The sequence below is a fragment of the Saccharopolyspora sp. NPDC000359 genome, assembly GCF_040300525.1.
Lineage (GTDB): Bacteria > Actinomycetota > Actinomycetes > Mycobacteriales > Pseudonocardiaceae > Saccharopolyspora.
Window position 1 is genome coordinate 1 of the sequence record NZ_JBEPDU010000072.1, and the last position, 20,986, is coordinate 20,986.

General features: G+C 72.2%; 18 protein-coding genes and 1 pseudogene. 7 read left to right on the plus strand and 12 right to left on the minus strand.

Annotated elements, in window-relative coordinates; translation table 11 throughout:
- Window positions 1–208 precede the first annotated feature (208 nt).
- The 4 genes from ABT324_RS30905 to ABT324_RS30920 all read right to left on the minus strand — a co-directional run bounded on the left by ABT324_RS30905 (window position 209) and on the right by ABT324_RS30920 (window position 4,729).
- Window positions 209–649 carry an Imm1 family immunity protein gene (locus tag ABT324_RS30905; protein WP_351184649.1) on the minus strand — a complete coding sequence of 147 codons (441 nt, stop codon included), beginning with the start codon at window positions 647–649 and terminating at the stop codon, window positions 209–211.
- A 156-nt stretch (window positions 650–805) separates the two neighbouring features.
- Window positions 806–2,953: a putative bifunctional diguanylate cyclase/phosphodiesterase gene (locus ABT324_RS30910; protein ID WP_351184651.1), complete on the minus strand. Its 2,148-nt coding sequence runs from the start codon at window positions 2,951–2,953 to the stop codon at window positions 806–808.
- 90 nt (window positions 2,954–3,043) lie between these two features.
- Window positions 3,044–3,853, minus strand: a complete 810-nt coding sequence (locus ABT324_RS30915; protein ID WP_351184653.1) for an SAM-dependent methyltransferase — start codon at window positions 3,851–3,853, stop codon at window positions 3,044–3,046.
- A gap of 174 nt (window positions 3,854–4,027) precedes the next feature.
- Window positions 4,028–4,729, minus strand: a complete 702-nt coding sequence (locus ABT324_RS30920) for a DJ-1/PfpI family protein (RefSeq protein ID WP_351184655.1) — start codon at window positions 4,727–4,729, stop codon at window positions 4,028–4,030.
- A gap of 71 nt (window positions 4,730–4,800) precedes the next feature.
- Between ABT324_RS30920 and ABT324_RS30925 the strand changes: the two genes are divergently transcribed.
- A complete protein-coding gene (locus ABT324_RS30925) occupies window positions 4,801–5,784 on the plus strand; it encodes a GlxA family transcriptional regulator (RefSeq protein ID WP_351184657.1) in 984 nt (327 codons plus the stop codon).
- Window positions 5,785–5,792: 8 nt separating this feature from the next.
- On the opposite strand, the gene ABT324_RS30930 is transcribed toward ABT324_RS30925, so the two are convergent.
- From ABT324_RS30930 to ABT324_RS30940, 3 genes are all read right to left on the minus strand, one after another.
- Complete coding sequence (locus ABT324_RS30930) at window positions 5,793–6,695, minus strand: oxidoreductase (protein ID WP_351184659.1); 903 nt, start codon at window positions 6,693–6,695, stop codon at window positions 5,793–5,795.
- Window positions 6,696–6,755: 60 nt separating this feature from the next.
- Window positions 6,756–7,463, minus strand: a complete 708-nt coding sequence (locus ABT324_RS30935) for a M50 family metallopeptidase (protein WP_502949825.1) — start codon at window positions 7,461–7,463, stop codon at window positions 6,756–6,758.
- A gap of 463 nt (window positions 7,464–7,926) precedes the next feature.
- The gene (locus ABT324_RS30940) at window positions 7,927–8,904 is read right to left on the minus strand and encodes a LacI family DNA-binding transcriptional regulator (protein WP_351184663.1); all 978 of its coding nucleotides are present in this window, start codon (window positions 8,902–8,904) and stop codon (window positions 7,927–7,929) included.
- Between the two features lie 170 nt (window positions 8,905–9,074).
- Between ABT324_RS30940 and ABT324_RS30945 the strand changes: the two genes are divergently transcribed.
- Together ABT324_RS30945 and ABT324_RS30950 are read left to right on the plus strand one after the other, a co-directional pair.
- A complete protein-coding gene (locus tag ABT324_RS30945) occupies window positions 9,075–10,586 on the plus strand; it encodes a sugar ABC transporter ATP-binding protein (protein WP_351184699.1) in 1,512 nt (503 codons plus the stop codon).
- The gene (locus ABT324_RS30950; protein WP_351184665.1) at window positions 10,579–12,519 is read left to right on the plus strand and encodes an ABC transporter permease/substrate-binding protein; all 1,941 of its coding nucleotides are present in this window, start codon (window positions 10,579–10,581) and stop codon (window positions 12,517–12,519) included. Before ABT324_RS30945 ends, ABT324_RS30950 begins: the two co-directional genes overlap by 8 nt.
- Before the next feature lie 54 nt (window positions 12,520–12,573).
- Here ABT324_RS30950 and ABT324_RS30955 read toward each other — a convergent pair whose 3' ends face one another.
- On the minus strand, window positions 12,574–13,875 hold the full coding sequence (locus ABT324_RS30955; protein WP_351184701.1) for a M20 family metallopeptidase: 1,302 nt from the start codon (window positions 13,873–13,875) through the stop codon (window positions 12,574–12,576).
- A 168-nt stretch (window positions 13,876–14,043) separates the two neighbouring features.
- Between ABT324_RS30955 and ABT324_RS30960 the strand changes: the two genes are divergently transcribed.
- Both ABT324_RS30960 and ABT324_RS30965 read left to right on the plus strand, forming a co-directional pair.
- On the plus strand, window positions 14,044–14,895 hold the full coding sequence (locus ABT324_RS30960; RefSeq protein WP_351184667.1) for an alpha/beta fold hydrolase: 852 nt from the start codon (window positions 14,044–14,046) through the stop codon (window positions 14,893–14,895).
- Window positions 14,888–15,460 (plus strand): TetR/AcrR family transcriptional regulator, encoded by a 573-nt coding sequence (locus ABT324_RS30965; RefSeq protein ID WP_351184669.1) that lies wholly within the window; start codon window positions 14,888–14,890, stop codon window positions 15,458–15,460. The genes ABT324_RS30960 and ABT324_RS30965 overlap by 8 nt, the downstream gene beginning before the upstream one ends.
- On the opposite strand, the gene ABT324_RS30970 is transcribed toward ABT324_RS30965, so the two are convergent.
- Entirely contained in the window at window positions 15,457–16,212 is a 756-nt protein-coding gene (locus tag ABT324_RS30970) for an EI24 domain-containing protein (protein ID WP_351184671.1), read from the minus strand. The two genes, ABT324_RS30965 and ABT324_RS30970, sit on opposite strands and share 4 nt — an antisense overlap.
- 77 nt (window positions 16,213–16,289) lie before the next feature.
- Complete coding sequence (locus tag ABT324_RS30975; protein WP_351184673.1) at window positions 16,290–16,499, minus strand: hypothetical protein; 210 nt, start codon at window positions 16,497–16,499, stop codon at window positions 16,290–16,292.
- Between the two features lie 165 nt (window positions 16,500–16,664).
- Between ABT324_RS30975 and ABT324_RS30980 the strand changes: the two genes are divergently transcribed.
- The gene (locus ABT324_RS30980; protein ID WP_351184675.1) at window positions 16,665–17,687 is read left to right on the plus strand and encodes an iron-siderophore ABC transporter substrate-binding protein; all 1,023 of its coding nucleotides are present in this window, start codon (window positions 16,665–16,667) and stop codon (window positions 17,685–17,687) included.
- 39 nt (window positions 17,688–17,726) lie between these two features.
- On the opposite strand, the gene ABT324_RS30985 is transcribed toward ABT324_RS30980, so the two are convergent.
- Window positions 17,727–19,253: a trypsin-like serine protease gene (locus ABT324_RS30985; protein WP_351184677.1), complete on the minus strand. Its 1,527-nt coding sequence runs from the start codon at window positions 19,251–19,253 to the stop codon at window positions 17,727–17,729.
- Between the two features lie 182 nt (window positions 19,254–19,435).
- On the opposite strand from ABT324_RS30985, the pseudogene ABT324_RS30990 reads away from it, so the two are divergent.
- Window positions 19,436–19,624: pseudogene (locus ABT324_RS30990) on the plus strand (aspartate aminotransferase family protein); the annotation flags it as partial.
- Between the two features lie 78 nt (window positions 19,625–19,702).
- Here the strand turns inward: ABT324_RS30990 and ABT324_RS30995 are convergent.
- Window positions 19,703–20,971, minus strand: a complete 1,269-nt coding sequence (locus ABT324_RS30995) for a pyruvate dehydrogenase complex dihydrolipoamide acetyltransferase (RefSeq protein WP_351184679.1) — start codon at window positions 20,969–20,971, stop codon at window positions 19,703–19,705.
- Window positions 20,972–20,986: the final 15 nt, after the last annotated feature.

The window sequence follows — 20,986 nt, forward strand, 5'->3', positions numbered from 1 at the left end:
AGGCGGTCGCCTTCGCCACCCACCAGGCGATCTACGGGTTGAAGGAGCTCCCCGTCGCCTGGTGAGGGGGTCGTGAGTGCGTAACAGTGTTCCAACCCCGTTTCGCACTCACGACCCCCGCCCCCTGCTGCGGGTACCTTGGCTCCGTGGGCAACCACGGCGATCAGCTGCACCTTCAGCGCGCGTGGGAAGACGCCGAGGTCGATGATCAGTACCAGTAGCCCTCTTGGCACTGCACGCACGTCGGCCTCGCCCCGGTGCGGCAATACTCAGCGACGGCCTCGCGCACGGTGGCCAACGGCAGCGACGCCGAGCGGGAAAAGTCGATACCGTCGGTGTCGAACGGCAACACTGGCGTGCTCCCACCAGCTTCGGGGTTGAGCGAATCCGCCAAGCCGTCCCGGGCACCGCGGTGGAAGTGGTTCAACGCTCCCCAGCCGGTGGACACGTCGGTGGAGACCCGCAAGCGTCCGGTTTGGGGGAAGGCGGGCCCGCCCTCTCGGCGGAAGGATCGGCAGGGGCGATCCCACAGGTAGACCTCGCACACCGGCTGTGGTGGGTCCTCGACGATCGTCCGCAATGGACCAGCTCTGGTCAGTGAGGTGAGCGGGCTGCGGATTCCTGCCTCTGCAGCAGTGCGCCGCCGCACGTCGGTAGCAGGACCGGAGTGGTGGTTGGGGCACGGCCGGTCGCGAGGAGGGCTCGTCGCGGGCAGGTCGGACGGTTCGGCGGTTGATCTGGACGGCGTTGGGAGCCCGTGGGACGGACTGGTTGGTGTCCCCGCCGGTGGAGGCGGGGACGACCGTCAGTTCTGGTTGTGGAGGTAGTCGGCGACGTCGAAGGAGCAGAGGGGGTCGCCGAAGTGGGGACCCGAGGCCACCTCGCAGCCGATCCGCCGCCAGGTCTGCGCTTGGTCGTCGTTCTCGACCCCGGCCACCCAGAGCTCCGTTCCGCAGGCCTGGATCAGGGGGACCAGGCCGCAGATCGCGCGCACCTCCGGTTGGTCCTGCGACTCCGCGTTGTGCACTATCGAGACCAGCTCGTCGGCCAGCCGGACCGCGTGCACCGGCAGTTCGCGCAGCAGGCGCAGTTCCTCCGGGGAGCCCTGGAAACCGTGCAGGGACGTCTTGATCCCCCTGCTGTGCAGGAAGCGGAAGTTCTCCCGGGTTTCCTCGTTGTCACCGCTGATCGCGACCATCGGCAGGCACAGCCGCAGCCAGCCCGGGTCGACGTCACCCGCGTCCAGGGCTTGGTGGATCACCGCCGCCAGGTCCGGGTCCTGGCCCTGGTTCGGGCTCAGCGCCAGGTTCAACTGCACCTGGTGGCCGTCGGCGTGCCACTCGCGCAGCTGCTCCCAGGCCTGCTCCACCATCCAGTCCCGCAGCGACAGCGTCACGCCGGAGCGCTCCGCCAAGCGCAGGCACTCGTCGTGCTCCAACGTGCCGTTCTCGCTGGTGTCCCAGCGGAGTCCGGCCTCCAGCGCGATCAGGCCGCTGCCGTCCAGGCGCACCAGCGGGCGGTAGACCACGTCGAACTCGCCCTGCTCCAGCCCGCCCGGCATCACCGCGGCCAGCTTGGACTCCACCCGCTCCTCTGGCGCCCGGTCCGGGTCGAACAGCGCCCACTGCCGCTTGCCCGCCGCCTCCGCGCGGCGCAGCGCGACGTCCGCGGCCCACAGCATGTTCGACGCCTCCGCGTCGGCCACCCGCCGCCGCACCACGCCGACGCTCGCCGAGGCCGCGATGCCCTGCTCCCCAACGTAGACCGGTTCGGCGAGCAGCTCGTTGATCAGCCGCACCACATCGGGCACCGCCGGCGTCTTCTCCTGCTCCCACACCACGATGGCGAACTCGGTGCCGCCGAAGCGTGCGACCAGCGCCTCCTCGTCCTCGACCAGCTGCTCCAGCCGCCGCGCCACCGTCTTGATCACCAGGTCGCCGACCTCGTAGCCGAGCCCGTCGTTGATCAGCTCGAAGCCGTCCAGGCCCAGGTGGTAGAGCGTCATCCGGGAGTCGCGCGGGAAGTTGGCCAGCGCGGTCTCCAGCCGGGTGAAGAAGTACTGCCGGTTGGGCAGCCCGGTCAGCACGTCGTGCAGCGCCTGGTACCGGAACCGGGCCTGCAGCATGTGCAGTTCGGTGATGTCCTCGACCATCGTCACGAAGTGCAGCGGCGCGCCATCCGAACCGCGCAGCACCGAAACCGCCAGGTACGCCCACGCTTCCTCGCCGTTGGCGCGCAGCAGGCGCTTGCGGTCGCTGAGGCGCTTGGCGCCGCCGCCCTCGGCCAGCTCGCGGTAGGCGGCGGACAGGTACTCGGCGTCCTCCGGGTGGAACAGGTCGTGGATCGTCATCGACGTCAGGGCCTGCTCCTGGTAGCCCAGGGTGTGCTCCCACGCCGGGTTGACCTGCACGAAGTTGCCCTGCAGGTCACTGATCGCGACCCCGATCGGCGTCGTGGTGAACACCTCGCCGAACCGCGCCTCGCTGGCCGCCAGCTCGCGGTCGGCCTTCAACTTCGAGCGCAGCAACGCCTTCTTCAGGGTCTCCTGCTGCACGAAGGTGCTCTCCCGGTCGGCGGCCGCGTAACCAGCGGCGATCGCCGCGACCAGGGCCAGCATCCGGTGCACCTCGTCGTGGCCGAACCGCTGCACCAGCGCGTCGCGCAGCAGGTCCAGGCTCAGCGGCAAGCTCGTCTCGCCGGTGGCGTGCATCTCCACCAACCGGGTACCGACCTCCCGTCCGATCTCGTCCAGGGTGGACGGCTCGTCCAGCGCGGTGACGACGCGGTCGACCAGTTCCGCGAGGGTCTGCTCGACGGTCGCGCGGGCCAGCGGGATGTAGGAGGCCGTGCTCAGCTGCGCGGCCCACTGGCGGGCCACCTCGGTCCGCCAGTCGACGTCACGCCGCTGGGGAACCAGCGCGTTCGGCGGATCGCCCGCCGCTCCCTCGCTCATCTCAACCGTCCAACAACGTTCGTCGGGCGTCCGCCCCAGCTGCACCTTTCCCCATCATCGTCGAACCGGCTCGCGCCCCCCGCGACCGCCTCATGGCTTGAGCCCCACCCCCGCGTAGATCTGCGAGCCACCGGGCTCGTCCGCCGCCTGCTCCGGCCGGTCCGGTCGCCACAGGGCCGTGCCCACCACGCCCGGCTCCACCAGTTCGAAGCCGGTGAACAGCTCGGTGATCTCGGCGTGCGTGCGGGTGTGGATCGGGTCGGAGCTGCGCCGCATCACCTCGACCACGCCAGCCATCTCGTCCGGGCTGATGTCGGCGGTGAAGTGCGACAACGCCAAGAAGCTACCGGGGGCCAGCGCGTCGCGGTAGTGGGCGATGATCCCCGGCGCGTCGGCCTCGTGCGGCACGAAGTGGAACACCCCGGCCATGATCAGCCCGATCGGCTGGTCGAAGTCCAGCAGCCGCCGGGTCTCCGGGTGCTGCAGTATCGAAGCCGGGTCGGCCAGATCGGCCTGCAGGATGGTGGCCCGGTCGTTGCCCTCCAGCAGCAGCTGGCTGTGCGCCACGGCCACCGACTCGTAGTCCACGTAGACCACGCGCGCTTCCGGGTCAGCGCTCTGCGCGATCTCGTGCACGTTGCCAACTGTCGGGATGCCCGAGCCCACGTCGAGGAACTGCCGGACACCCCGCTGCCCCATGTGGACCACGGCGCGGCGCAGGAAGGCCCGGTTGAGCCGGGCCACGTCGCGGGCGCTGGGCAGCGCGCTGAGGAACTTCTCGGCCAGCGCCCGGTCCGCGGCGAAGTTGTGCGCCCCGCCGAGCAGGTAGTCGTAGAGCCGGGCCGCGCTGGGCACTTCTTCGTCGACGTCGTCTGGGACCCATTTGACTGGTTCGGTCACGTCTGCCTCGCATTAGCACCGTTGCGTGTCGACCAGACTACTGGGTGACACCACCCCACCCCGCAAGGCGTAATGCTGTTGCGACTTCCGTATCGGTGGAGAGCCCCGTTCGTGCACCTCACCACCCGTCCGTGCCGAAGTGAGGTGGCGGGGCGACCGCCACCTCACCGCCGATCAGCGGCCGTCGCGCCACACGGTGCCGCGGCGCTCGTACTCCAGCACCGATTCCACCCGCAACGCCGTCCGCGCGCCGAAGTTCCGCTCCACCAGCCACAGCGCCAGGTCCAGGCCGGAGGTGACGCCGCCGGAGGTCACCAGGTCGCCGTCGTCCACCACCCGCCCGGGCACGATCCGGCCGCCCGCCCGGGCGAGGTCGTCCTGGGCGAGGTGGTGGGTGGTGCACGGCCGACCACGAGTGATCCCGGCCGCGGCGAGCAGCAGCGCCCCGGTGCACACCGCGGCGAGCACCAGTCCCGGCCGCTGGGCCGCGCGCAGCACCGCCGGGAGGTGACCGCGCTCGATCTCCCGGTCCACGCCGGGAGCGTCCTCGGACCCGTTGCCGCCACCGGCCACCACGATGAGGTCGGCCTCGTGCGGTGCCCACCCCGCGGCCTCGAAGCGGGTGCCGAACGCGGAGGTCACGGTGCCGGGCCCAGCGCCGGTCACCAGTGTGGTCTCGATGCGCTCCCCGGTGTGCGCGGCGTGCTGGAAGACCTCGTTGGGCGCGATGAAGTCCAGGTCGTCGGCGCCGTCGAAAACCAGCAGGTGGACGCGGAAGGGGTTGCGCCGCACCGGTTCGGCCTGCGCGGAGGGGGTGCTGAGAACACCGGCCGCGGCAACGGCCGCACCGGCGCTGAGGAGTGATCGCCTGTCCATGCGGTTGATCTTGATCTCCCCCGGCGCAGCGCGACAGCGGCGCGGATGCCGTTCTCCGTACGCTTCTGGCCATGCACGTGGTGGGTGTGGTGGCCGTCGACGGGGTGGTGGGCTTCGACCTGACCACCGTGTGCCAGGCCTTCGCCGCGGCCCGGCCGCCCGGTGGGGCAAGCCCCTACGAGGTGCGGGTCTGCGGCGTGCCGGACGCGCAGGTGACCGCGGCGGACACCGGGTGCTTCCGGCTGACCGCCCCCTTCGGGCTCGACGACCTGGCCGCAGCCGACACGATCCTGGTGCCCGGGGTGCAGCACTGGTCCCGGCCGGTGGCACCCGAGGTGCTGGAGCTGCTGGCCGACGCGGCGGCGCGCGGCACCCGCATCGCCTCGATCTGCACCGGGGCGTTCGTGCTCGCCGCAGCCGGGCTGCTGGACGGCATGCGGGCGACGACGCACTGGAACGCCGCGCGGGAGCTGGCCGAGACCTACCCGCGCGTCGAGGTCGACCCGTCAGTGCTGTTCGTCGACAACGGGCAGGTGCTCACCTCGGCCGGGGTCTGCGCCGGGGTGGACCTGTGCCTGCACCTGATCCGCCGGGACCACGGCTCGGCCCTGGCCTCCCGCGCCGCGCGGCTGCTCGTGATGCCCGCCTTCCGCGACGGCGGGCAGGCGCAGTTCATCTCCTACGAGCAGCCCACCGGCAGCCTCCAACCCACGATGGGCTGGATGCGCGCCAACCTGCACCGGGGCCTGCCGCTGACCGCGGTCGCCCGGCGGGCGAGCATGAGCGTGCGCACCCTGAACCGGCGCTTCCGGGAGCAGACCGGCACGACACCGCTGCGGTGGCTGCTCCTGGCGCGGGTGCACCGCGCCCAGGAGCTGCTGGAGACCACTGACCTGCCGGTCGAGGACGTCGCCGAGCGCTGCGGGTTCGGCTCCGCGGCGACCCTGCGCCGCCACTTCGCGAGCCGGGTCGGCACCACCCCCACCGGCTACCGCGCGACCTTCCGCGGGCGAGCCCGGGACGCGTCCCCGCAGCTCGCCCGCGAACGGTGCTGACTCTGGGACTAGTGGGCTTCTTCGAGGGTTTCGCCCTCGGCGACCAGCCCGCTGAGCGCGTCGATGTCGGCGTCGGAGAGCTCGATGCCGACCGCCGCGGTGTTCTCCTCCAGGTGCGCCACCGAGGAGGTGCCCGGGATCAGCAGGATGTTGTCCGAGCGGCGCAGCAGCCAGGCCAGGGAGACCTGCGCCTGGGTCGCGCCGTGGCGCTCCGCGATGCCGCGCAGCACGTCGTCCTCCCGCGCCCGGCTGTCCGCGAAACCGGAGCCCAACGGGAAGAACGGGACGAACGCCGCGCCCGCCGCAGCGGTCTTGGCCAGCAGGTCCGCCGAGGTGCGGTTGACCACGTTGTAGAGGTTCTGCACCGCAGCGATCTCGGCGTGCCGCTGCGCCTCCTGGTACTGCTCAGCGGACACATTGGACAGTCCGATGGCGCGCACCAGGCCCTGCTCGCGCAGCTCGGTCAGCGCGCCGAGCTGGTCGGCCAGCGGGATCCCGCGATCCACCGTGTGCCGCAGGTAGACCAGGTCCAGCGCCTCCAGGTGCAGCCGGCGCAGGTTGTCGTGCACCTGGGCGCGCAGTGCGTCCGGGTGGTTCAGCGGCAGCCACGCACCCTCGTGGTCGCGGTAGGCGCCGATCTTGGTGGCCAGCACGAGGTCGTCGCGGTAGGGCCGCAGCGCCTCCGCGATCAGCTCGTTGACCACCCACGGGCCGTAGAAGTCGCTGGTGTCGATGTGGTCGATGCCCAGTTCCACGGCGCGCCGCAGCACCCGGACAGCCTGGTCGCGATCGGCGGGCGGACCGAGCACCCCGGGCCCGGCCAACTGCATCGCACCGAACCCGACCCGGCCGACCTGCCGGTCCGCGGTCAACTGGAACACGCCACCCAGGGCGTTGGAAGCACTCGTCACGTCGCGATGTTCCTAGAAAACGCCCCCACCGGCAAGGAGCCCGTCCTCACACCGCGGCGCTCAGAGCTGGGGCATCAGCAGGAGCCAGCGGGCGCCGAGGACCAGCGCGACCACACCGATCAGGAACCAGCACGTCAGCCACACCCCGGCCGGGGCGCCGGTCAGACGCGCGAGCTGGTCGGCGTCGGAGTTCGGTGCCCTGCCCCGCGACCGCTTGCGGCGCAGCTCGGTGATCGGCCGCAGCCCGCCGAAGAGCAGGAACCAGCTCAGCAAGGCCCCGCACAGCGCCTGCCAGGCCGGGGTGGCGAACCACGACACCGCGAACGCCGCACCCCCGGTCACCAGGATCGACAGCACGCCGTAGGCGTTGCGGACCGCGAGCAGCATGGCCGCCAGCAGCGCCACGCAACCCCACAGCATCACGTGCGCCAGGTCGACGGTGACCAGCCACGCCCCGCCGAGGCCGAGCAACGACACCGCCGGATACCCGGCGAGCAGCGTGCAGACCATGCCCGGACCGGTCGCCTTGCCGGTCGACACGGTGAGCCCGGAGGTGTCGGAGTGCAGCCGGATGCCGTTGAGCTTGCGCCCGCTGAGCAGTGCGACGACCGCGTGCCCGCCCTCGTGCGCGATGGTCACCACGTTGCGCAGCGGCAGCCAGGTGGTGCTGTTGAGCACCAGGACCAGGGCGACCAAGCCGACGACCAGCGCGGCGACGTTGCCGGAGTCGAGCAGCTGCGCGGTCCACTCCCGCACTAATTCGTCCAAAGCAGACACCAGGGGTTCCGGGTACAGGCCGCGACCACCCTAGCCGACCCCCGACCACCCCCGAGAACACCGATTCCCCCGGGTCCCCGCCCCCGCGCCTGCGCAACTCCAATGGAGATCAGACAACCAACTCCCACCGAAATCGCACCGAACCAGGACCGACACCCCTCGGCATGTCGGGACCCGACACACCGATCAACCACAGTTTCAATTGAAACTGTGGTCCCCACGGACACCGACCGAGCCGAGGCACCCGATGCCCGACCACGCCCCTCGTCGGCACGTCGGGGACCGACGCTGGGCGCCGGAGGGTTTACAGTTTCAACTGAAACTGTGGTTCGCGCGGGGGCGTAGGACCACGCCTGGTACTTCTTTCCTGGCCAGCCACGAGGGTTCCCTCGGGGTCGGCGGGACTCGGCGGTGGCGGGTCGGTTCCGGTGTGACCGCTGGTGGTGTGCGGTGGTCAGGTCGAGGACCTGATCGTGAGGGTGGGGGTCAGGGCTGTTCCTCGGGGGGTTCGGTCTTCGCCGGAGAGGTGGGCTCCCAGGACGCGGAGGGCTTCGTCCGCTATGTGGTGCTGGGGTTGGCGGACCGTGGTCAGGGGTGGTTGGGCCAGTTCCGCGTAGGGGATGTCGTCGAAGCCCGCGACACGGACGTCGTCGGGGACGCGGACCTGGTTGCCCGCCAGTTCGCCGAGCACTCCGAGGGCGATCGTGTCGTTGCCGCAGACGATGCCGTCGGGCAGCGGGCCGCGCCGCAGCAGGAGCTTCGCCGCCTGCTGGCCCCACTCCTTGCTGAAGTCGCCCAGCAGCACGTCGTCGCCGTCGCCGACCGCGCGCCGGTAGCCGTCGAGCCTGGCCTGGGCGGCGGAGTCGGTCGGTTCCGCGCCCACGAACACCAGGCTCCGGGCGCCGCGCTCGGTCAGGTGCCGCACCACCTGCCAGATCCCGGCCTCGTGGTCCACGCCGACCCAGCTGCCCGCGAAGCCGTCCACCCGCAGGTCGAGCTGCAGCACCGGAACCCGGGCCGCCGCCGTGGCCAGGGCCGCGCCGCTGTGCTCGCGGTGGCACGGGATCATGATCAGCGCGTCGACGCGGCGGTCCAGCAGGGCGCGGACCTGGCGCTGCTCGACGTCCGGGTCGTAGTGCGAGTTGGCCAGCAGCAGGCTGCGCTGGCCGTCGTGCAGCCGCTTCTCGATCGACTCGACGAGCGTGGCGAAGAACGGGTTGGCGATGCGGGGCACCACCATGCCGATGGTGTGCGTGGTGCGGCTGCGCAGCGAGGCCGCCACGACGTTGGGCTCGTAGTCGAGTTCGCGCGCCGCCGCGAGCACCTTGTCGCGGTTGGCCGCCCGCACCCCGCGCTGACCGGACAGCGCGCGGGACGCGGTGGCCACCGAGACCCCGGCCCGCGCCGCCACGTCGTGGATCGTGACGCCCACGCCACCTCCTCCGCTTGGTCGGGCGCACCGGCGCGCCGCGACCGCGTTGGAGTGTAATCGGTTTCGTACCCGTTGCGCAGCTTGACAGCTGACATTCCATGATTCATGGTGACCCAGCTACGGAAACCGATTACAGTTTCCGCGCTCAACGACGAGTGGAGCTGGTGGTGATGGCCGACGACGGGCACCTGGAACTGATCGGGGTCTCCAAGACCTACCCCGGTGTGCGCGCCCTGGACGCGGTGGACTTCGACCTGCGCCCGGGCGAGGTCCACGTGCTGCTCGGCGAGAACGGCGCCGGCAAGAGCACGCTGATCAAGATGATCGCCGGTGCGCACCGGCCGGACACCGGCGAGGTCCGGGTGGACGGTCGCCCGGTCCGCTTCCACGGCCCCGAGGACGCCGAGGCGCTGGGCATCGCCACCATCCACCAGGAGATGGCGCTGGTCCCGCAGCTGACCGTGGCCGAGAACATGTACCTGGGCCGACCGCCGCGCCGCTTCGGGGTCATCGACCGCCGCGCGATGCGCCGCCAGGCCGCTGCGCTGATCGACCGGATGGGCCTGGACCTCGACGTCGACGCCGTGGTCGGCGAGCTCGGCGTCGCGCACCGGCAGCTGGTGGAGATCGCCAAGGCGCTCAGCCTGGACACCCGGTTCCTGATCATGGACGAACCGACCGCGGTGCTCAGCCGCGCCGAGGTGGACCGGCTGTTCTGCATCGTCCGGGACCTGACCGCGCAGGGCGTCGGCGTGGTGTTCATCTCGCACCTGCTCGACGAGGTCGCCGAGATCGGCGACCGGGTCAGCGTGCTGCGCGACGGCGCCAAGGTGGCCGAGGTGCCCGCCGACACCGACCAGGACGAGCTGGTCCGGCTCATGGTCGGCCGCACCGTCGACCAGCAGTACCCGCCGCGCGAGGCCGAGATCGGCGACGTGCAGCTGGAGGTCCGCGGCCTGACCAGCCACGGCGTGCTGGCCGACATCAGCTTCACCGCGCGGGCCGGTGAGGTGGTCGGCATCGGTGGCCTGGTCGGCGCGGGGCGCACCGAGCTGGTGCGCGCGCTGTTCGGCGCTGACCGCTACGACGAGGGCGAGGTGCTCGTCGGCGGGCGGCCGGTCCCGCCCGGTGACATCGCCGCGGCCCGCGCCGCCGGGCTCGCGCTGGTCCCCGAGGACCGCGCCGGGCAGGGCCTGGTGCTGGGCGCGTCGGTGGCCGAGAACCTCGGCCTGGCAACGCTTCCCGACCGCACCAAGGCCGGTCTGGTCGACCTGGCCGGGCAGCGGCGCGAAGCCGCCGAGTCGGTGCAGCGGCTGCGCATCCGCACTGCTGGGTTGGACCAGCCCGCGTTGACCCTCTCGGGCGGCAACCAGCAGAAGATCGTGATCGGCAAGTGGCTGCTGGCCAACCCGCGGGTGCTGATCCTCGACGAGCCGACCCGCGGCATCGACGTCGGCGCCCGCGCCGAGATCTACGAACTCATCAACGAACTCGCCCGCGCGGGCACCACGGTGCTCGTCGTCTCCAGCGACCTGCCCGAGTTGCTCGGCCTCAGCGACCGGGTCCTGGTGCTGGCCGACGGACGGCTGCGCGGCGAGCTGGACGGCGCCGAGGCGACCCAGGAGCGCGTGCTGGCGCTCGCCGTCTCGGCGGAGCAGACCGGAGGAGGAACCGATGCCTGACAACGAGGTCGGCACCACCCCGCGCTGGCGGGCCGCGCTGGGCCGCGCGGGCGGGCCGCTGGGCGGGCTGGTCGTGCTGGTGGTTCTGCTGGCGCTGTTGTCACCGGACTTCCTGACCCCGAACAACCTGCTCAACGTGGGCGTGCAGGCGTCGGTGGTGGCGGTGCTGGCGTTCGGCATGACGTTCGTGATCGTCAGCGGCGGCATCGACCTGTCGGTGGGCAGCGTCGCCGGGCTGGCCGGGATCGTCGCCGGGTGGGCGGTGAGCTCGGCCGGTCTCCCGCTGTGGCTGGCCGTCCCGGTCGGCCTGGCCGCGGGCGCGCTGGCCGGTCTGGCCAGCGGCGTGCTGATCACCGCCGGGCGGGTGCCGCCGTTCATCGCGACGCTGGCGATGCTCAGCGTGGCGCGCGGGTTGGCACTGGTCATCTCCGACGGCCGCCCGATCGGCGTGGCGGGCTGGCTGACCGAGGTCGGCAGCGGCGAGCTCTTCGGGGTGCTGCCCTACCCGGTGCTGGTGATGCTGGCGATCGGCCTGGTGACGGCTTTCGTGCTGCGGCGCACCTACGCCGGGCGCGCGATGTACGCGATCGGCGGCAACGCCGAGGCGGCCCGGCTGTCCGGCATCAAGGTCACCCGCCAGCGGCTGCTGATCTACGCGCTGTCCGGCCTGTTCGCCGCGGTGGCGGGCATTCTGCTCGCGGCGCGGCTGGCTTCGGCGCAGCCGGAGGCGGGCACCGGTTACGAGCTGGACGCGATCGCCGCGGTGGTGATCGGTGGCGCGAGCTTGGCCGGTGGTGTCGGTTCCGCGCTGGGCACCTTCGTCGGCGCGCTGATCCTCGCGGTGCTGCGCAACGGGTTGAACCTGCTGGACGTCTCGGCGTTCTGGCAGCAGGTCGTCATCGGTGCGGTGATCGCCGCGGCGGTGCTGTTCGACACCGCGCGCCAGCGCCGCCGCAGCGGCCGACGCGGTCCGGGCCTGCTGCGCACCCCGGCGGTGCGCCGCGCGACGGCAGCCGTGACCGCGCTGCTGGTGGTGGCCGCGGGCTGGGCGGTCTACCAGCGGCAGAACGCCGCCGACGACGGGCGGCTGCGGGTCGCGCTGTCGGTTTCCACGTTGAACAACCCGTTCTTCGTCGACCTGCGCGAGGGCGCGCAGGCGGAGGCCGACCGGCTCGGCGTCGAGCTGCGGGTCACCGACGCCTCCGAGGACGCCTCGCAGCAGGCGAACGCGGTGCAGAACGCCATCGCGCAGAACGTGGACGCGATCGTGGTCAACCCGGTGGACTCCGATGCGGTGGTGCCCTCGGTGAAGGCGGCGAACGCTGCCAAGATCCCGGTGATCGGCGTGGACCGCGCGCCCAGCGACGGCACCGTGGTCACGACCGTGGCCTCCGACAACGTCGCCGGTGGTCGGCTGGCCGCGCAGCAGCTGGCGCAGCTGGTGGGCTCCGGGCCGGTCGCGGTGCTGGAGGGCCAGCCGGGCACGTCGGCGGCGCGGGAGCGCGGCCAGGGCTTCACCGAGGAGATCCGCAACCACCCGGGTATCCAGGTGGTGGCCTCGCAACCGGCTGACTTCGACCGCACCAAGGCTCTGGACGTCATGCAGAACATCGCCCAGGCGCATCCGGAGATCCGCGGCGTCTTCGCGGCCAACGACGAGATGGCGCTGGGCGCGATCAAGGCCCTGGGCGCTCGCGCGGGCACGGACGTCGAGGTCGTCGGCTTCGACGGGACCCCGGAGGGCCTGGCCGCGGTCCAGGCCGGCACCGAGAGCGCCGACGTCGCGCAGCAGCCGAAACTGCTGGGCAAGGCGGCGGTGGAGCAGGCGGTGCGCGCTGCCCGCGCCCACGACCTCGGTCCGGGTGCGCCGACCAACATCCCGGTCCAGGTCGTCACGAAGGACACCGTGGAGGCCTTCCTCCGCGACCAGTGACCGCGGCGTCGCCGACGCGACCGGTGCGGTCGCGTCGGCGACGTGCGGGGTCCGTCAGTCGAAGTAGGTGGGCACGTCGAGCGGGCCGCCCGCGGCCTCGAACTCGGCGTGCACCGCTGCGCGCAGCGCGCCGTCGACCAGGTAGTCCACTGTGGTCAGTGCCAGGCCGGTGGCGCCGTCGAGGACCGCCCGGTCCCCCGCCGGACCGCCCGCCGCAGCGGCGAAGTCCTCGGTGTGCAGCGAGAGGTTCGGGTCGCCGAGGCCGATCATCGGGTGGATCGCCGGGACGCGGTAGCTGATGTTGCCGAGGTCCGTCGAACCGGTCAGGTACTCCGGGACCACGCCGCGCGGCAGCGACGTCCGGCCGCGGCGGGCCTGGTGCTCGGCCCAGCGGGCGGCCAGCGCGTCGTTGTGCCGGATCGGCAGGTAGGCCGGGTTGGTGTCCCAGTTCAGCTCCACCCCGCAGCCGGTCATCGACGCCGCGCCGTGCGCGATGCCCTCGATCCGGGACGCCAGGTCGCGCAGCGAGCCGGGTTCGGCGGAGCGCACGTAGAACAGCGCGGCGGCGCGGTCGGGCACCACGTTGGGCCGCTTGCCGCCGTCGGTGATGATCCCGTGCACCCGGTCCGTGGACGGCATGTGCTGGCGCATCGCCGCGACGCCCTGGTAGGTCGCCACCACCGCGTCGAGCGCGTTGCGGCCCATGAACGGCTGCGCGGCGGCGTGCGCGGCCACGCCGTGGAACACCACCTCCAGCTGCCGCCGCCCCAGGAACGGATGGGTGGCGATGTCGTGCGAGAACGGGTGCAGCATCACCACGGCGTCGACGTCGTCGAACAGCCCCGCCCGGGCCAGGTGCTCCTTGCCGCCACCGCCCTCCTCGGCCGGGGTGCCGAGCAGGCTCACCCGGCCCCCGGTCGCGGTCACCGCCGAGGCGGCGGCGAGGAACCCGCCGACCGCCGCCGAGCAGATGACGTTGTGTCCGCACCCGTGCCCGACGCCCGGCAGCGCGTCGTACTCCGCCAGCACCGCGACGTGCGGACCGCCGGTGCCCGCCGACGCGCGCAGCGCGGTGCTCAGCCCGCCGACGCCCACCTCGACCTCGTGCCCGTGGCGGCGGAGCAGCTCCGCGGCCTGCGCCGCGGACCGGTGCTCGGCGAACGCCTCCTCCGGGTGGGCGTGCAGGTCGCGGCTGAGCGCGACCAGGTCGTCGGCGTGGCCGTCCACCCACTGCTCGACCTCGGCGCGCAGCGCCTCGTCGGCCCCGGCGTGGTCGGAGCGGATCGGCTCGGCGGCGGCCACTGCCCGCTCGGTGGCGGCGGAAACGGCGCGGAGGTAGGAGTCGTCCGGCTGCACAGGCTTGGTCACACCCCGACTCTAGGTGCCCGTCCCCGCCGCGGGGAGGACCTGCGCGCAGCCTGCTGCGACGCCCGAACCGCACGGATCTCCGGAAGCGGAGTTGACACGGTTGGCTAATACAATTAGCTTTAAAGCTAAGAACGTTAACCAACTGCGGAGGAAGCCATGACCGAGCACCTGGCCGCCGAGACCCAGCACCTGACCACCGAAGGCGGCACCCTCGCCTACGAGGTGGTCGGCTCCGGGCCGCTCATCGTGCTGGCCCACGGCATGGGCGACAGCCGCGAGGCCTACCGGCACCTCACCCCCGCGCTGGTCCAGGCCGGATACCGCGTCGCCGCCGTCGACCTGCGCGGGTGCGGCGAGTCCAGCACCGGGTGGGCGTCCTACACCCGCACCGACATCGCGGGCGACCTGATCGCCCTGGTGAACCACCTGGGCGGGCCCGCGGTGCTGGTCGGCCACTCCATCTCCGGCGGGGCCGCCACCATCGCCGCCGCGCAGGCCCCGTCGCTGGTCACCGCCGTCGTCGAGCTCGCGCCGTTCACCCGCGCGCAGCAGATCTCGCTCGGCGACCTGCGGGTGCGCCGCTTCCGCCGCGGCATGCTCCGACTGCTCGGCGCCGGGATGTTCGGCAGCGCCCGGTTGTGGAAGGAGTACCTGGACATCGCCCACCCCGGGCCGAAACCAGCGGACTGGGACGCCCGCCTCGCCCGCATCGACGCGCTGCTGCGCGAGCCGGGCCGGATGAAGGCCATGCAGCTGATGGGCCGGACCACGCCCGCGGACGCCGGCGCCCAGCTGGGCAACGTCCGCTGCCCGGTGCTGGTCGTGCAGGGCACCCTCGACCCCGACTGGGCCTCCCCGGAGGCCGAGGGCGAAGCGGTCGTCGCGGCGCTGCCGCCCGGCCTGGGGCGGCTTGAGATGATCACCGGCGCGGGCCACTACCCGCACGTCCAGTTCCCCGCCGAGGTGGCCACCGCGGTGCTGTCGTTCCTGGAGGCCGTCGATGCCTAGGGCCGGACTCGACCCGAACGCCGTCGTCGCAGCTGGCGCGGCCCTCGCCGACGAAGTCGGCTTCAGCTGCCTGACCATGGGCCTGCTGGCCGAGCGGGTCGGCGTGCGCACGCCGTCGCTCTACAAGCACATCGCCAACCAGGACGACCTGAACCGCCGGATTGCCGCGCTCGCGCTCACCGAAGCGGCCGACGCGGTGGGCACGGCCGTGCAGGGCCGCGCGGGCCGGGACGCGCTCGCCGCCGCGGCCCGCGCGTTCCGCGACTTCGTGGTCGCCCACCCCGGCCGCTACGCGGCCACCGTCGGCGTCGAGCCGACCGGCCCGGACGACCCGGTCGCGGTCGCCGGATCACGGCTGCTGGACTCCTTCACCGCGGTGCTGCGCGGGTACGCCGTCGACCCGGACCAGCTGGACCACGCCCTGCGCGCGGTGCGCAGCGCCTTCCACGGCTTCGCCACCCTGCAGGCAGGCCGCGCCTTCCAGTGGTCCGCCGACGTCGACGAGAGCTTCGAGTGGCTCGTCGACCTCCTCGACCGGGGCCTGCGCCAGTCCACTTCGGACTAGCGGGGGACCTGGGGAGTCGGCCCGAGCACACGGTGCGCCAGGAGGGTCCCGCCGACCACCGCCGACGGGATCACCAGCAGCTGCAGGACCGGGATCAGGCACAGCAGGTAGGTCGGCAGGCCGAAGCCGAACGTCGCGGCCCGGTGCCCGCGCAGGGCCCGGCGCCGGTCGACCAGCTTCAGGCCGCGCCGCGCGAAGACCATGCCGACCATCTCCACGGTCACCAGCCACGCCCCGAACAGCGCGCCCAGCACCAGCGCGGCGATCTGCCCGGCCACCGGGATGAACCCGATCGCGAACAGCACGATCGCGCCGAGCAGCGCGATGAACACCAGCTTCAGCGAATCCGCCACCCCGCGGCCGACCTGCCGCAGCACGCCCGCGCCGTCGTCGGAGGTGTCCAGCCCCAGCTCCTCCTCCGCCTTCTCCGCGATGTGCTCGTAGAACGGCCCGCCGACCAGCAGCGTGATCGCGATGAACGACACCGAGGCCAGCAGCGCGGCCGACCCGACCAGCGCCACGCCGACCAGGATGCGCAGCGCCTGGCGCGCGAAGTCGCCCCAGCCGTCGGCGAAGGGTGTCATCCAGCTGACCAGGTCACCGCTGAAGTAGAGCAGCGCGCCGAGGCAGCCCAGCAGCAGCGCGGCGCTGATCAGGGCGGGCAGGGCGCCGAGGAGCAGCAGCTTCGGGCGGCGGACGATGATGCCGAAACCGGTGCCCAAGGCGCGGAATCCGGCGAGGAACGAACTCATCAGGGCGTGTCTCCAGTGCGGTGTCGATCAACTGACACCGTACCGGCGCCGACGGCACCCCGGGGCGAAACGGACGATCAGTGCACCACGCGGTGGCGCTTCTGCCGCGAGGACTTGGGGGTGCGCGCCCCGAACGGCCCCGGGTTCCGCCGGTCGGAGCGGCGGTTGGCGTGCAGCTCCACCAGCAGGACGTCGGGGTTCTCCCCGGCGTGGCAGCGCCACAGCATCCGCAGCAGCTCGTCCTCGGCGAGCAGCCAGCGGCGGTCGAAAACGTCATCGTCACTCATCGCGACTCCAACGCCGGTCGTTCGGCGCACGCGACCGCGTGCGACCGCTGCCTCCACGATACGCCCCCGGGCCTGCCCGGTGATCCGGTTCACGACCAGATCTTCCGCCGTTCGGGTTAGGTTAGCCTTGCTTCCAACGACGTCGGACTACTGAAGGACGCGCAGATGACTCCTCCCCCAGCAGCTGCCCGCAGCAGGTTCGGCCGGCGGGGCTTCCTGATCGGCGCGACCGGTGTGCTCGCCGCTGCGGGCCTGGCCGCCTGCGGCACCAGCGAGGCCCCTGGCGGCTCGGGCGACCAGCCGGCCGGGCCGGGCTTCCCGACGAGCATCCCGAACCGGTACGGGACCGCTGAGATCAAGGCGACCCCGCAGCGCGTCGTCAGCCTCGGCATCACCGACCACGACGTGCTGCTGCCGCTGGGCGTGATCCCGGTCGGGCTGACCAAGTGGGGGCCGTGGGCCAGCGGCGTCGGCCCGTGGGTGGAACCGCTGCTGCGCGGTGAGAAGCCGAAGGTCCTCGGCAGCGAGGTGGACGCGGAGAGCGTCATCGCGCTGGCCCCCGACGTCGTGCTCGCGCTGCAGAGCGCGCTGACCCAGGAGCAGTACAACCGGCTGACCAGCTTCAACCCGGTGGTGGCGCAGCCGCCGGGGTCGATCGACTACGGGGTGGACTGGCGGGTGCAGGCCGAGACGATCGGCCAGGCGCTGGGCAGGCAGGACGAGGTCGCCAAGCTCGTCGCCGACACCCAGGCCCGCATCGACCAGACCCGCGAGGCCAACCCGCTGTTCCAGGGCAAGACGCACGTCACGGTCCGCACCGACTCGGCGGGCACCTACGCGGCCTACACCAAGCAGGACGCCCGGACCGCGCTGCTGGAGCAGCTGGGCCTGCGGCTGTCCCCGGCCATCGAGGGGTTGGACAGCGGCGGCAAGTTCAACGTCAAGGTCAGCAAGGAGCAGGTCTCGCTGCTGGACGCCGACGTCGTCATCGTCACCACGGCGAAGGCCACCGACGTGGACGCGGTCCGCAACGACCCGTTGCTGAACAACCTCCCGGCCGCCAAGCGCGGCTCGCTGGTCCTGCTGGACGACTACGACCTGACAATGTCGCTGGGTTCGGCCACGGTGTCGAGCATCCCGTTCACCCTGGACCACCTCACGCCGAAGCTCGTCGAGGCGCTGAGCTGACGAGCGGGGTCCCAGGCGGGCGCCTGGGACCCCGGTCCGTCACTGGCGGGTGAGGGTGCAGCCCGGGCGGGTCAGGTCGAGCTCCGACCCGGTGAGGCAGCCCGCGACCTGGTGGACCTGCTGGCCGTAAGCCCGCCCCTGCACGGCGGTTTCGGTGCCGTCCGGCCCCACCTCGCAGGGGTTGTCGGCGGTGCACTGCTCGCCGTCGCGGTTGTGGGTGTTGTGGATGCCCACCACCGTGTCGCCGTCCGGGGCCAGCAGCGCCGAACCGGACGTGCCCGGCCAGGGCGCGCAGTCCTCAGTGGTCGCGTAGCGGATGGAATCGTCCTGCTGGTAACCACCTTCGCGCAGGTGCGGCACCACCGCCTCGGCGGTGCAGCCGAAGCGCTGGCTGGTGTAGGCCATGGCCAGCGCGTCGCCTTCGCGCACCGGGTCGGTGGCGAGCTGGAAGACCTTCGCGCCCTCGGCCTCCAACTGGGCGTAGGACTTGTCCAGGCGGTAGAGCGCGACGTCGGTGCCGGTCATCGTCGCGTACACCAACCGGTTCGCGCGGGTCTTGACCCGCGGCCACCCCTCCGGGTCGGCGATGGGGACCTCGCGGTCAGCGGGCTGGTCCACCAGCGCGCCACCAGGGGCGGGCCGGTCCCCCTCGACGCAGTGGCCGTTGGTCAGCATCAGCGCCGCGTCCTCGGGCCGGGACTCCGGTCCCCGAACCACCGAGCCCACGCAGCCGTTCAGCTCCACCGCGCCTTCGACGTTCGGGATCTCGTCGTCCGGCGGCACGTCGGTGCCGTCGATGATGCCCTTGATCCACTCGGCGTGCTCCGGGACCGAGGTGAACAGCGTCGGCCCGTCGCCGCTGGGGCCGCTGACGACCCCGGCCAGCGCCCACCCGTCGCCCTCGCGGACCAGCGCGGGCCCACCGGAGTCCATGTTGCTCGAGGCGACGCTGCCGTCGCGGCTGCCGATGCACAGCTCGCCGGGGCTCAGCTCCTCGCACGCCTCCTCGGGCTGCACCACGGTGTCGGCTTCGCGCAGCGCGCTGGTGAAGCACTCGGGGTTGTTGCTGTTGTTGCAGGTCATCCCCCAGCCCATGATGCGGACCGGGGTGCCCGGTGGCGGGGTGGCCGAGGCGATCCGCAGCGGCTCAGCGCGGACCGGCGTGCTCAGGTGCATCAGCGCCAGGTCCTTGCCCCAGAAACCGCCTTCGTCGCGGTGGGTGGCCAGCCGGTAGTAGTGGTCGACCTCCGCGACCTCTCCCCCGCTCGCGGTGTCGAGCGATCCGACCCGGACCTCCCAGCCGTGCGGCACGCCGACCTTCGCCAGGGTCGGGTTCTTGCCCGCGCAGTGGCTGGCGGTCAGCACCCACTGCGGGGCGAGCACCTCCACCCCGCAGCCGTGCCCGTCGGGGTGCGGCGAGGCGGGGTACTCCGGCTGGAACGACCCCATGAACGGGTAGACCTCTGTGGACTCGGTGCCGCCCAGGACGGCCAGCGCGGGCACCGCGCCCGCCACGGGCACGGTCAGCGCGAGGACCGCACCGAACAGCGCAGAACGTTTTCGCATGACCCCACCGTGCTCGGCGGATGTCGGCGGTTCTCGATCACCGTGCAACAGTTCTGCCACGAAACCGGCGCACTGGGTTGTCGCTGTGACACGCAGGGACGAGGACAGCTCCGACGCGAGAACACCCGTGGTGGACGAGGTGTCCAAGCGGATCATCGAGCAGCTGCAGCAGGACGGGCGGCGCGGAGCGGGTCCTGCGCGGCTTCGTCTCCCCCCCCGCCCTGTTCGAGGCCGGGTTGTACTGCCGTGCCGACGACCGCGCGGAACCGGTGATCCAGCTGGCCCCACCGTTGGTCTGCACCCAGGACCACTTCGACGAGGTCGAGCAGCTCATCCGCTCAGTCCTGGCCGAGGCGTGGACCAAGCTCTGAGCGGCGCCCGGGCGTGAAAAAGGCCCCTTCCGCGAGATCGGGGGTTCATCGCGGAAGGGGCCTTGCTCGGTGCGCGCGTCAGGCGATGATGCGCAGCGGGTCCTCCAGCAGCGAGGTCAGCTGTTGCAGGAAGGCCGCGCCCACCGCGCCGTCCACCGCGCGGTGGTCGGCCGACAGCGTCGCGCGCAGGATCTTGCGGGCCACGAACTCGCCGTCGCGGACCTGCACCTCGTCGCGGGCCGCGCCCACGGCCAGGATCGCCGCCTCCGGCGGGTTGATCACCGCGCTGAACTGCTCGATGCCGAACATGCCCAGGTTGGAGATGGAGAAGGTGCCGCCGGACATCTCGTCCAGCTTCAGCTTGCCCTCGCGGGCCCGCCCGGCCAGCTCCCGGCTCTCCGCGGCGATCTCCGAGACGCTCTTGCGGTCGGCGTCCTTGACCACCGGCACCACCAGACCGCCCTCGATCGCGACCGCGATGCCGAGGTTGATCCGCTTGTGCCGCAACAGCTTGTCGCCGCCGAACGAGACGTTCACCGACGGGTTCGCGCGCAGCGCGGTGGCCACCGCCTTGACGATCAGGTCGTTGACGCTGACCTTCGGGCCGCCCGCGGACTGCAGCCGCTCGTTGAGCGTGCCGCGGAACTCCAGCAGCTCGGTCACGTCGATGGCGCTGGTCAGGTAGAAGTGCGGCGCCTGCTGCTTGCTCTCCGTCAGGCGCTTGGCGCTCACCTTCTGGATCTTGTTGAGCGGGATCTCCTCGACGTCCTCGCTGGCCACCGCGGGGGCCGGGGCGCTCGGAGCGGCAGCGGACTCGGCGGCCGGGGCGCTCGGCGCCGCGGCGGCAGCGGCCTCGATGTCGGCGCGGATGATCCGGCCGCCCGGGCCGGTGCCCTGCACCGTGGCGAGGTCGACGCCCTTCTCCTTGGCGACCGCCTTGGCCAGCGGCGACGCCTTCGGCTTGCTGCCCGGCTCGGCGGGCGCGGCCGGGGCGGCAGCCGGAGCGGACGCGGGCTCGGCGGCCGGGGCCGGAGCGTCAGTGGCCGGGGCCTCAGCAGCGGGAGCCTTGGCGGCGGGAGCCGGGGCGGACGCGGCCTCAGCCGCCGCACCGGAGCCGTCGCCGAGGATCGCGATCGGGGTGCCGATCGGCACCGTCGCGCCCTCGTCGACGAGGATCTTCTCCAGCACCCCGTCGTCGTAGGCCTCCAGCTCCATGAGGGCCTTGTCGGTCTCGATCTCGGCCACCACGTCGCCACGGCTGATCTGGTCGCCGGCCTTCTTGCGCCAGGTCGAGATGACGCCCTCCTCCATGGTGTCGGAGAGCCTCGGCATGTGAATCTCGGTCATCGTCTTCCTCAGGTG

Bases quoted from the DNA above. Each gene is read 5' to 3' on its own strand.
- ABT324_RS30910 (WP_351184651.1), bottom strand. From the start codon at position 2,953: ATGAGCGAGGGAGCGGCGGGCGATCCGCCGAACGCGCTGGTTCCCCAG.
- ABT324_RS30920 (WP_351184655.1), bottom strand. From the start codon at position 4,729: ATGGACAGGCGATCACTCCTCAGCGCCGGTGCGGCCGTTGCCGCGGCC.
- ABT324_RS30925 (WP_351184657.1), top strand. From the start codon at position 4,801: ATGCACGTGGTGGGTGTGGTGGCCGTCGACGGGGTGGTGGGCTTCGAC.
- ABT324_RS30945 (WP_351184699.1), top strand. From the start codon at position 9,075: ATGGCCGACGACGGGCACCTGGAACTGATCGGGGTCTCCAAGACCTAC.
- ABT324_RS30950 (WP_351184665.1), top strand. From the start codon at position 10,579: ATGCCTGACAACGAGGTCGGCACCACCCCGCGCTGGCGGGCCGCGCTG.
- ABT324_RS30960 (WP_351184667.1), top strand. From the start codon at position 14,044: ATGACCGAGCACCTGGCCGCCGAGACCCAGCACCTGACCACCGAAGGC.
- ABT324_RS30965 (WP_351184669.1), top strand. From the start codon at position 14,888: ATGCCTAGGGCCGGACTCGACCCGAACGCCGTCGTCGCAGCTGGCGCG.
- ABT324_RS30970 (WP_351184671.1), bottom strand. From the start codon at position 16,212: ATGAGTTCGTTCCTCGCCGGATTCCGCGCCTTGGGCACCGGTTTCGGC.
- ABT324_RS30975 (WP_351184673.1), bottom strand. From the start codon at position 16,499: ATGAGTGACGATGACGTTTTCGACCGCCGCTGGCTGCTCGCCGAGGAC.
- ABT324_RS30980 (WP_351184675.1), top strand. From the start codon at position 16,665: ATGACTCCTCCCCCAGCAGCTGCCCGCAGCAGGTTCGGCCGGCGGGGC.
- ABT324_RS30985 (WP_351184677.1), bottom strand. From the start codon at position 19,253: ATGCGAAAACGTTCTGCGCTGTTCGGTGCGGTCCTCGCGCTGACCGTG.
- ABT324_RS30995 (WP_351184679.1), bottom strand. From the start codon at position 20,971: ATGACCGAGATTCACATGCCGAGGCTCTCCGACACCATGGAGGAGGGC.